Below are 9,976 nucleotides of genomic sequence, written 5' to 3' on the forward strand. Positions count from 1 at the left end.
CCCAGGGTGGTGGACAGGGGCGACGTGCCCCTGACGGGGCTCCCCGCATCGTAGGCCGCGGCACAGACCTTCACCGCGCCCGCCCGACCGGCGCCCTCGCCCAGCGGCCCACCTGGGCAGTCCACCCCGCTGATACCGCAACGACGGACGCGCATCACCTGCGACGGCGCCGCGAGGTAGCCAGGCCCCCGCCGCGTGGCTGTCGGCTCAGCTCCTGTGGGGAGGCCGCAGGCTGCGCCCCCGCCCCTCTCAGCCTGTCGACACAGTGCTGAGCAGGCGGGGCCTGCCTCCATCCTGGCCGATCCCCCTCCGGCGGCAACACGCTTCCGGCGCCGCATCGACCGCCGGCACCGCGGCCCGCCCTTTCCACCATTACACTGGCCGCGATCCGCCGCGTCCCCGCCACCTGCGGGCAGACGCGGCGTCCTCGTCGGGGGCCGTGGTGTGTACACGCGGGGAACACGGCCCTGGTTTCGACTCGTCCCGCCAACGTTGGGGTGGTATATGAAGGTGGTCTTCGCGGGCACGCCCGAGGTCGCGGTGCCGTCGCTGGAAGCGCTCCTGGACTCCCGGCACGAGGTCGCCGCCGTGGTGACCCGCCCCGACGCCACCTCCGGCCGGGGGCGCCGGGTCCACGCCAGCCCCGTCGCGCACAAAGCCGAAGAGGCGGGGGTGGAAGCCCTGAAGCCGGCCAAGGCCAGCGACCCCGCGTTCCTTGACCGGCTACGCGCCATCGGCCCGGACTGCTGCCCGGTCGTGGCCTATGGCGCTCTGCTGCGCCAAGCCGCGCTCGACATTCCCCGGCACGGCTGGATCAACCTGCACTTCTCACTGCTGCCCGCCTGGCGCGGCGCGGCACCGGTGCAGCACGCGGTGCTGCACGGCGACGACGTCACCGGCGCGGCCACCTTCCGTATCGAGCCCGACTTGGACTCCGGCCCGGTCTACGGGGTCCTCACCGAACCCATCGGCGCCCGCGACACCAGCGGCGACCTGCTGGAGCGCCTCGCCCACGCCGGAGCGGAGCTGCTGGTGCGCACCCTCGACGGGATCGAGAGCGGCCAGCTCACGGCCCGCCCGCAGGAAAGCGACGGCGTCTCGTTCGCGCCCAAGCTCACCACCGAGGACGCCCGCGTCGACTTCACCGCCCCGGCCATGCGGGTCGACCGGCTCGTCCGCGCCTGCACTCCCGCGCCGGGGGCGTGGACCACTTTCCGCGGCACCCGCCTCAAGCTCGGCCCCGTGGTCCCGCTTCCCGACGCCACCGCCCTGCCGCCGGGGCGGTTGGCGGTGACCAAGCACCAGGTGATGGTGGGCACCGCCACCCACCCCGTCGAGTTGGGGGAGGTTCAGCCGCAGGGCAAGCGCCGCATGTCCGCCGTCGAATGGGCACGCGGCGTACGCCCCGGGGAAGACGAGCGCCTGGGCGAAGAGTGACCGCTGCCGCCGGCAGCGGAGGTGAGATGAGGGAGAGAGCCGATTGAAGCCCCCAGGCATTCGCTTGCCTAGGGGCCGGTGGTGCGTTCTATGCCGCTGGCTACAGTCGGCCGTCCTTCACCTGCGAGAGGAGCGCGGTCCACTCGGTGGCAGAGAAGGCGAGGTGTCCGAGTTCGCGGTGTTGGGTGTCGCGCACATAGACCGTGGCCGCGGCCTCGGCCACCTCGACACAGCTGCCCGCCTGGCTGTTGCTGTAGCTGCTTTTGATCCACTCCATAGCAGGCTTTATACCCAGTCAGCGTGACATGCCATCTCTACAGGCGATCGGTGCGCACCTCTGCGAGAAAAGCAGCCCATTCCGCAGCAGACATGGTGAGGTGGCCAAGATGGCGGGTCTGGGTGTCACGGATCTTGACTGCCTCAGGGGTCTTGTAAATCTCGACACAGTTTCCGCCGTTTCCCTGGCTGTAGCTGCTTTTAACCCACATCTCCATAACGTTCTCCGTTGATCTTGCGTATCAGCTCGATGGAGGCGAGGACAGGCAACGCCTCCGCTTGAAGGGCACCGAACAGCGTCGTCAGCTCATTCACCTTGTCCGGCCGCTCGAATATCTCGCCTCCCAACACATGTTCCACGTACGCGGCCGACTGTGTATCAGTGAGCGTCATGAGCCGAAAGGGAGCGCCGGGATCTGCGCTTGTGGGAGTGGCGGGAAGCACCTGTAGCCGGATGGTGCCGTCCTCCACCAGGCCGGCGATGTAGTCCAGTTGCTTCCGCATAATCGTCTCATCTCCGACAGTGCGCGAAAGCACCGCCTCATGGACGATGAACCACAGCAGAGGGCGCTTCTCATTCTCCAAGACGGCGGACAGCCGACCTGTACGGCTCTTCACAGTCTCCTCCACCTCCTCAGCCGTGGCTGTGGGGCGGCGTGCCCTGATCAGCGTGCGCGCATAGGCGGCAGTTTGCAGCAAGCCGGGGATGGTCGTGGGCTCGTACTCCCGTACCTCGGTCGCGCGTTGCTCCAGCAGAAGCACGTCCTTGAACCACTCCGGGACGTACCTCTGATTATTCAACTCCTGCCATATTCTCCGCAGCGTGCCACCTGTATCCAAAACGGTGTCACAGATGTCCGCTTGGTCCGATTGTGGCTTTCTTGTGGCGCGCTCGATTCCCCCAACCATCCCGTGGGAGAGACCGATCTTCCCCGCGAGTTGGCGCTGCGTCATCCCAGCCTGCTCGCGCAATCGGCGCAACTCGTTGCCGAACCGTCGCCACCTGATCTGTTCCTCCTTCTGCATGGAGACAGAATTGCATTCCTCGGATACCCCTGGAAACCGATACGCCAATAATGCAAGGAACTGTAGTCCTTCTAGCAAGTAAGTGCATGGGGGTGGCATTGTTGCTCGCGTGCATGAAAAGCCGCCGAGCGCATTAAGCAGCCGGTGGGATACGCGAGAACTCCCGGCTCCACCAGGAGCCGGGAGCAATACGAAAACGGCCCTGACCAGGTGTGGCCGCACCCGGTAGGGCCTGAGCCCTTCGACCTGGACAAAGCAGGTGAGGACCTATGAGCAAGGCTAGTCGGTGTGCCGGGTTGTCCTGGCATGACGGGTGTTGCGGAGTTGGGGCTCCGGTTTGCCCGCGTGGTCGCCGTGTGCGCCCTTACGTGTTGAGGGTGGGTGAGCGGCGATGACGGGGATCTACGACCGCGCCTGGCGGCGCCGCTTTGCTGGCGTGCCTGCGAGTGTGAAGGCGAGTCGGGATTGGGTGGAGTCGGTGGCCGCCGAGATGGGCGCGCCGCAGGAACAGCAGGCCACCGCCGCCCTTCTGCTCTCGGAGACGGCGACGAACGCGCTGCGGCATACGGCCAGTGCTGAGCAGGGGTACACGGTGGAGGTGTGGGCGCGGTTCGCGGGCTGGCTGCGGGTGCAGGTGCGCGACGCCGGGAGTTCGTTCCGCCCGCAGGTCCAGAGCCGAGAAACCACTGCCGAGCGCGCCTCGGGCTATGGACTGGCCTTGGTGGAGGCCTTCGCCCACACCTGGGGAGCCTTAGAGCCCGAGGCCGGAACCGGGGTGTTCTTTGAGATCGCTTGGCAACCGGTGGCGCCCCATCCCCCCGCCCCGCTCGACATGCCGGGGATGTGAGCGGCGATGGAGGTCTACCCCAGCGCGCAGGTGCGCCACCTGCGCGCGGAGTTTCCCGACTACTGGATCTATCGCACAGGGGCGGCGTGGTGTCCCGACTATGTGGCCGTCGCCGGTGAACACGCCCTGAGGCGCGGGAAGGCACCCATGCTGGCCGCGTCGAATGCCACCCAACTAGCGGCGCGTCTGCACGCCCAGGACCCGCGCCCGCCGCTGCCGCGGCGGGATCGCACGAAGCGCTACTGGAGACCCTGGCCCAACCACCCGGCTAGGGAGAGCCCAAGACCGCCCGGTCGGCCCACGAGGGTCCCCCTGCGGGGTCCTCCTGTGGGGGCGTGCGGTGACCGTGGGAGGGGGCCGCACACCCCCACCCGGGCCGACCGGGCACCCCCGTTGTTCTGTGCCTGATCTGTGTGTTGCACACACCCCTGCCCGACCTGTGTGTTTCGCCTGTGAGGAAAGACCCTGTTCATGACCACCACCCCCAACGAGCAGCCCCACGCATCCTCCGAGGAGCAGTCCCCCGCGTCCCCCGACGCCCAGTCCCCCGCATCCCCCAACGAGTGGCCCCGCGCATCCCCCCACGAGTGGCCCCGCGCATCCGCCGACGAGCGGCCCCGGGAGCATCCTGCGTTGGCGCGGCTGCATCGCCACAGCCCACCCGAGGACTACCGGGTGGCCTATGAGGCGGGGATTGCTGCGGCGGCTTTGGCCGCCCACACCGGCTGGAGCCTGCCCACCGTCTACGCTCGCCTACGTGCGGCCGGGACCGTGATGGGACCGGGGGCGCGCCCGCATGCCCTGCTCAATACTCTCGAGGTCATCCGCCTCTACCGCGATGAGGGCTGGTCAATGAACCGCCTGGCCACCCATGTGGGGGTGAGCCTCGATACGATCAGCCGCCGCCTGCACGCCGCTGGCGTGGTGCGCACCCCCCACACCCCCAGCCCCACCCGCCTGAACCCCGATGATGAGACCTTCGTGCTGTATCGCCACGGGGCTCATCCCCGCGCTATTGCCACCGCGCTGGGGCTCAACCCCCGCACCGTCCAAAGCCGCCTGACCAAAGCCCGCGCCCGCGGCTGGATCACCTAACCACAACACCCACACCGGCAGCCCTCGGGCGGCTGTAGCCACGGCTACACTGCCAGCCATGGGACACCAACCAACACCTCTGCGCACTTTGCGACCTATGGGGCATGTGTCTGATTCTCAACAAGTGGTCACAACAGCCATTCACCGCTGATAGCGCCGCAGGTCAACGAGGGTGCTCCCCGCGCACGCGGGGATGGCCCGACGTCCACGCGCACCGACTCGCGCAGGGACTGGTGCTCCCCGCGCACGCGGGGATGGCCCCAATCAGCATCCGGACCCACGATCCGGTGGTGTGTGCTCCCCGCGCACGCGGGGATGGCCCCATCGCCGTCCCCGATTTGTTCGGCAGGGAGCCGTGCTCCCCGCGCACGCGGGGATGGCCCCAAGGACGTTGAGCAGTTCTCCAAGCTCACCATGTGCTCCCCGCGCACGCGGGGATGGCCCTACGACCGTGACCTGGAGATCTGGAGCGTGTTGGTGCTCCCCGCGCACGCGGGGATGGCCCTCGGGGCTAGAGACCATCCGACCCGCTGTGCGGGTGCTCCCCGCGCACGCGGGGATGGCCCCGCTCTTCTCCATCTTCATCCTGGATAATGGCGGTGCTCCCCGCGCACGCGGGGATGGCCCCCGAGAACAGTTCAACAAGGAGGCTAAGGAGTTGTGCTCCCCGCGCACGCGGGGATGGCCCCGGGTTCGTCGTGCCGTAGTCAATGCCCACGCTGTGCTCCCCGCGCACGCGGGGATGGCCCCGCGCGGTCAGGATGAGCAGGCAAGACCTCAGCGTGCTCCCCGCGCACGCGGGGATGGTCCCCTACGCCGATGCCCACGGCCCCGTCATGCTCCGTGCTCCCCGTGCGTGCGGGGATGATCCCTCCCGAGTGTCGCCAAAAGTCGTACGGGAGGCGCGCTCTCGGCGCAGGGGGTGGTTGTGCTTGGCGGAGTGGGAGGGTGAGTCGTTCGCTCGTGCCTCGATCGTTCCGCGATCTCGGCAGCCTGAGGGGGTGCGGTGGCTGGGGTGACATGAGAAGCGTGGGGTGCGGTAGTTGATGGGGCATGAAGCGATGCCGGTGGCCGCCCGGGTGAAGGAACGCTGCGATAGGTCGGGACGTCCCAACGGGCGATATCCTCCCCGGATACGGTGCCAGGGGGCGCAGCCGCCCATGGACAGGCGGCGCCCCCGAGAAGCGGCAGGTGAACTCCTCGGCATACCCCCTGCGGCAGGTTCCCGAAGGGCGGCGCCAGGCTAGGGCCCCACCCCAGGCACAACTCACACGCCTACGCCGCGGTCCCCGAGGCCGGTGACAAGGCGGCGCCAAGCTAGGCCCTCAGGCACAGCCCACCCTCAGCAGCCGGGCGAACTCCCGTGGGGCCGTGGCGCTAGGGCATCCACTCCAGGTACAGCCCGCCCCTGGCTGCCGAGATCGCGGAGCGATCGAGGCACGAGCGACGGGAAACGCCTCGTGATCTCCTCAGCCCAAACCCACACCGCACCGCAGGCCCGCACATGCGGGAATGGTCCCGCGGTCCCGCTTCTGCTCGCCCCGACGGCCGATGTGTTCCCCGTGCGGCGAAGTAACTGGCTGGGCGGCTGCCGCTGTCTACGTCGCCATTACGAACGCAGGGCTGATCACTTTCTGGCTTTTACCGCCCTCGCCTGCACACTTATCTGTTACCACCGCAGATTCGCCAATTGAGAAGACATTTTAACTCCTTGTAGGGGGTTGACGGCGGCAAGGGGGGTGGCTAATGTGTCAGCGTTTCGATATTTTAAGCTTGATTCTTAATATCAAATATTCGCTGCGAGTTGCCTCCTTTGAGGTGGCTATTTCCGTCTCCCGTCGCCGTGGAGGATAGGCCGAGACGACGCCTACTTCTCCCTCGTCATGAAAAAGTTTCCTCATGGCGCCTGCGAATGGGAGCGCTCCCAAAAAGTAGAGCGAAACGGCTCCGACCGAGTCGATGAGAGCCAAGACGGCGCAGGTCAACTCCCATTCCCAGTAGGAGGAACACATGACATCACCTCCGGATGAATCCATGATCAAAGAGCCGGAGTTCCCGAGCCGGCGGGCTGTTTTGGCGGCGCTGGGGGCCTTGCCGGTCTTCGCGGCTGCGGCGCCGGCTCGGCCGCCCTCTGCGGCGGCGGCTGTCGATGCGTTCGTCGATCCCTCGGCACAGCGGCAGACGATCCGGGGCTTCGGCGGCATGAACCACACGGCCTGGATCGACGACTTGACACCTGCCCAGCGGGACACGGCATTCGGCAACGACGAGGGGCAGCTAGGGTTCTCCGTGCTGAGAATCCCGGTCCACGAGGACCAAGCCAACTGGAGCAATGAGGTGGCCACGGCTAGACGCGCCATCGAGCACGGGGCGCTCGTTATCGCGGCGCCGTGGAATCCTCCCGCTCACATGGTCGAGACTTTCGTCCGCGGGGACCAGTCCGACGCGAAGCGCCTCCGACACGATATGTACGGCGCTTATGCGCAGCATTTGAACGACTTCTACGAGTTCATGAGGGACAACGGGGTGGACCTGTATGCCATCTCGGTGCAGAACGAACCCGATTACGCGCACGACTGGACGTGGTGGACTCCAGAGGAGATGATCCGGTTTTTGCGCGAGAACGCCGGCTCGATCGGCACCAGGATCATCGCCCCGGAATCCTTCCAGTATGTCAAAAGCTTCTCGGACCCAATTCTCAACGACCCCGAAGCACTCGCCAACCTGGATATTCTCGGAGCTCACCTCTACGGAACGCCCTACGAGGACTTTCCCTACCCCCTCTTCGAGCAGAAGGGCGGCGGCAAAGAACTCTGGATGACCGAGGTCTACCACCCCAACAGCAGCGATTCAGCGGACCTTTGGCCGCAGGCCCTCGAGGTGGGGGAGCACATTCACCACGCCATGGTTGACGCCGGGTTCCAGACGTACTTGTGGTGGTACATCCGGCGCAGCTACGGCCCCATGAGGGAAGACGGGCAGATCAGCAAGCGCGGCGCCAACATGGCGCACTTCTCGAAGTTCGTCCGCCCGGGATATGTGCGCATCGAGGCTCCCTCGAACCCCCAGACAGACGTCTACACCTCGGCCTACAAGGGCGGTGACTCCACGGTTGTCATCGTCGCCGTCAACAAGGGGACCTCGCAGGTGAGCCAGCAGTTCACCCTGGCAGACAGCACTGTGTCCGGGGTTTCGTCCTGGTTGACGGACGCGAGCAGGAATGTCGCGCCCCAAGGCGGGATCGCCGCGTCGGGAGGCTCCTTCACCGGCGAGCTTCCCGCCCGGAGTGTGACGACCTTCGTCGTCGACGTGGGGTCTTCCACTGGTGGCGACACCGAGCCGCCTACCGCGCCCGGTGCTCCCACCGCCTCCGAGGTCACCGCCACCTCGGTCACGCTGAGCTGGTCGGCCTCCACTGACAACGTGGGCGTGGCCGGCTACGACGTGGTGCAGGTCAGCGGAGGCACTGAGACCCAGGTCGCTAGCCCTGCCACCAACCAGGCCACCGTCACCGGCCTGAGCGCCGAGACCGCCTACACCTTCGCGGTCTACGCCCGCGACGCGGCCGGCAACCGCTCGACCCGCTCCACCACCGCCACCGTCACCACCGAGGGCACCTCGGCGGGCACCTGCGGTGTGGATTACCGGGTTGTGGGGGAGTGGGGCAGCGGCTTCCAAGGCGAGATCGTCATCCACAACACCGGCAGCGCCGCCCTCAACGATTGGACTCTGGCCTTCACCTTCACCGCCGGCCAGACCATCAACCAGATGTGGGGCGGCACGCCCACGCAGGACGGGGGCACGGTGAGTGTGACCCCGGTGGACTGGACCCGCACCATCCCCGCTGGCGGCTCCGTCACCGTCGGCTTCATCAGCAGCCGGGGCAGCAACAACCCCGCCCCGACCGACTTCACCCTCAACGGCGGCACCTGCACGACCACCTGACGGCAGCGTTCCGGAATCGGCTAGTCCGTGTGGGTGTCCGGCCGGGCACCCACACGGACCCGCACACCCCATCGACAAGAACTGAGGGTTGGGAGGCACGTAGGGCACTGTCCTACGTGCGTAACGTCCAGAGTCGGCTTAGCGCCCATCGCGACATCATCAAGGGCACCGCGAGTTCCGGGAGCGAGTCCACAGCCTTAGCTCAAGGTAAGCGCACAATACTCCCGGGCCACTATCCCGTCTCTTCCTCCATCTTTCCTGTGGCGACCATGACCGCGACTACACTGCGGGATGTGCGTCACCGATCAGTACACTTGCGAAGCTTGCGAATAATGGGGCATTTGCCCGATTCTCAACAAGTGGTCAAAACAGCCGTTCACCGCTGATAGCGTCGCAGGTCAACGAGGGTGCTCCCCGCGCACGCGGGGATGGTCCGCTCGTTTTTGCAGGTCAGGCCGGTTCCGACAGGTGCTCCCCGCGCACGCGGGGATGGTCCCACCCGGTGGGTGGTGGTACTCGGTGGTGGCGCGTGCTCCCCGCGCACGCGGGGATGGTCCCAGGTAGTGCCCGCGCCCCGGGGTGGTCGTGCGGTGCTCCCCGCGCACGCGGGGATGGTCCCCAGCTGAACCCCTGCGACTTCGAGGGCGTCGCGTGCTCCCCGCGCACGCGGGGATGGTCCCGACAAAGAAGTCAACCGCAGAAATGCGAATCTGTGCTCCCCGCGCACGCGGGGATGGTCCCTCCTCGTGAGCGGGCGGCACAGGATTGGCTCTGTGCTCCCCGCGCACGCGGGGATGGTCCCGTGTCGGCGATCGACCGCCGGGAGTTGGCCGACGTGCTCCCCGCGCACGCGGGGATGGTCCCATCACTAAACTATTGGTACACAGCTTCAGTGAGTGCTCCCCGCGCACGCGGGGATGGTCCCTTTGCGCTCACGCTTTTTTGCTTTTTGCGCTGTGCTCCCCGCGCACGCGGGGATGGTCCCGGCCGCCAGGGCCGCGGTGACGGGGTCTGCCAGTGCTCCCCGCGCACGCGGGGATGGTCCCCAGGAAACGTTCCGCAGCTCGCGCAGCTTCGAGTGCTCCCCGCGCACGCGGGGATGGTCCCGAAGCCAGAGACGCCATGATCCGCAGACTCGCGTGCTCCCCGCGCACGCGGGGATGGTTCCGGTGGGTGGGGCTACCGCATGTTCGACGCCACCGTGCCCTCGGCGCAGGGGGTGGTGTCAACGTCGCCCGAAAGTGGACCACTGGGCGACGGATGAATGTTGACCACCCTCCACCACCAGTTTCTTCTCATCGCTTGGTCGTCCAGGCTCAGGTGCGGTTTCCGCCTGAGGGAGGTATCCGG

Annotated in this window: 7 protein-coding genes, 1 pseudogene and 2 CRISPR repeat arrays; of the genes and pseudogenes, 5 read left to right on the top strand and 3 right to left on the bottom strand. The window is 67.2% G+C overall.

The features are described 5' to 3' along the window. Positions 1-504 precede the first annotated feature (504 nt). Positions 505-1,437 (top strand): methionyl-tRNA formyltransferase, encoded by a 933-nt coding sequence (fmt, locus tag ABD848_RS07960; protein WP_344969041.1) that lies wholly within the window; start codon positions 505-507, stop codon positions 1,435-1,437. A 100-nt stretch (positions 1,438-1,537) separates the two neighbouring features. Here fmt and ABD848_RS07965 read toward each other — a convergent pair whose 3' ends face one another. The 3 genes from ABD848_RS07965 to ABD848_RS07975 are packed head-to-tail and all read right to left on the bottom strand — an operon-like array spanning position 1,538 to position 2,739. Then, entirely contained in the window at positions 1,538-1,714 is a 177-nt protein-coding gene (locus ABD848_RS07965; RefSeq protein WP_344969043.1) for a DUF397 domain-containing protein, read from the bottom strand. Between the two features lie 37 nt (positions 1,715-1,751). Continuing rightward, a complete protein-coding gene (locus tag ABD848_RS07970) occupies positions 1,752-1,931 on the bottom strand; it encodes a DUF397 domain-containing protein (protein ID WP_344969045.1) in 180 nt (59 codons plus the stop codon). After that, entirely contained in the window at positions 1,915-2,739 is an 825-nt protein-coding gene (locus ABD848_RS07975; protein ID WP_344969047.1) for a helix-turn-helix domain-containing protein, read from the bottom strand. The genes ABD848_RS07970 and ABD848_RS07975 overlap by 17 nt, the downstream gene beginning before the upstream one ends. A gap of 391 nt (positions 2,740-3,130) precedes the next feature. Between ABD848_RS07975 and ABD848_RS07980 the strand changes: the two genes are divergently transcribed. The 4 genes and pseudogenes from ABD848_RS07980 to ABD848_RS07995 all read left to right on the top strand — a co-directional run bounded on the left by ABD848_RS07980 (position 3,131) and on the right by ABD848_RS07995 (position 8,626). Beyond that, positions 3,131-3,586: an ATP-binding protein gene (locus ABD848_RS07980; RefSeq protein ID WP_344969049.1), complete on the top strand. Its 456-nt coding sequence runs from the start codon at positions 3,131-3,133 to the stop codon at positions 3,584-3,586. Positions 3,587-4,057: 471 nt separating this feature from the next. Beyond that, positions 4,058-4,681 carry a hypothetical protein gene (locus ABD848_RS07985; RefSeq protein ID WP_344969051.1) on the top strand — a complete coding sequence of 208 codons (624 nt, stop codon included), beginning with the start codon at positions 4,058-4,060 and terminating at the stop codon, positions 4,679-4,681. A 171-nt stretch (positions 4,682-4,852) separates the two neighbouring features. Continuing rightward, positions 4,853-5,491: a CRISPR direct-repeat array (repeat unit 29 nt; unit sequence GGTGCTCCCCGCGCACGCGGGGATGGCCC). Between the two features lie 755 nt (positions 5,492-6,246). After that, positions 6,247-6,375, top strand: a pseudogene (locus ABD848_RS07990) (IS5/IS1182 family transposase); the annotation flags it as partial. Between the two features lie 316 nt (positions 6,376-6,691). Continuing rightward, positions 6,692-8,626: a cellulose binding domain-containing protein gene (locus tag ABD848_RS07995; RefSeq protein ID WP_344969053.1), complete on the top strand. Its 1,935-nt coding sequence runs from the start codon at positions 6,692-6,694 to the stop codon at positions 8,624-8,626. Positions 8,627-9,033: 407 nt separating this feature from the next. Then, positions 9,034-9,794: direct repeats of the CRISPR family, unit length 29 nt; unit sequence GTGCTCCCCGCGCACGCGGGGATGGTCCC. The last annotated feature ends 182 nt before the right edge of the window (positions 9,795-9,976 follow it).

The organism is Salinactinospora qingdaonensis (assembly GCF_039539445.1).
GTDB classification, from domain to species: Bacteria; Actinomycetota; Actinomycetes; order Streptosporangiales; family Streptosporangiaceae; genus Salinactinospora; species Salinactinospora qingdaonensis.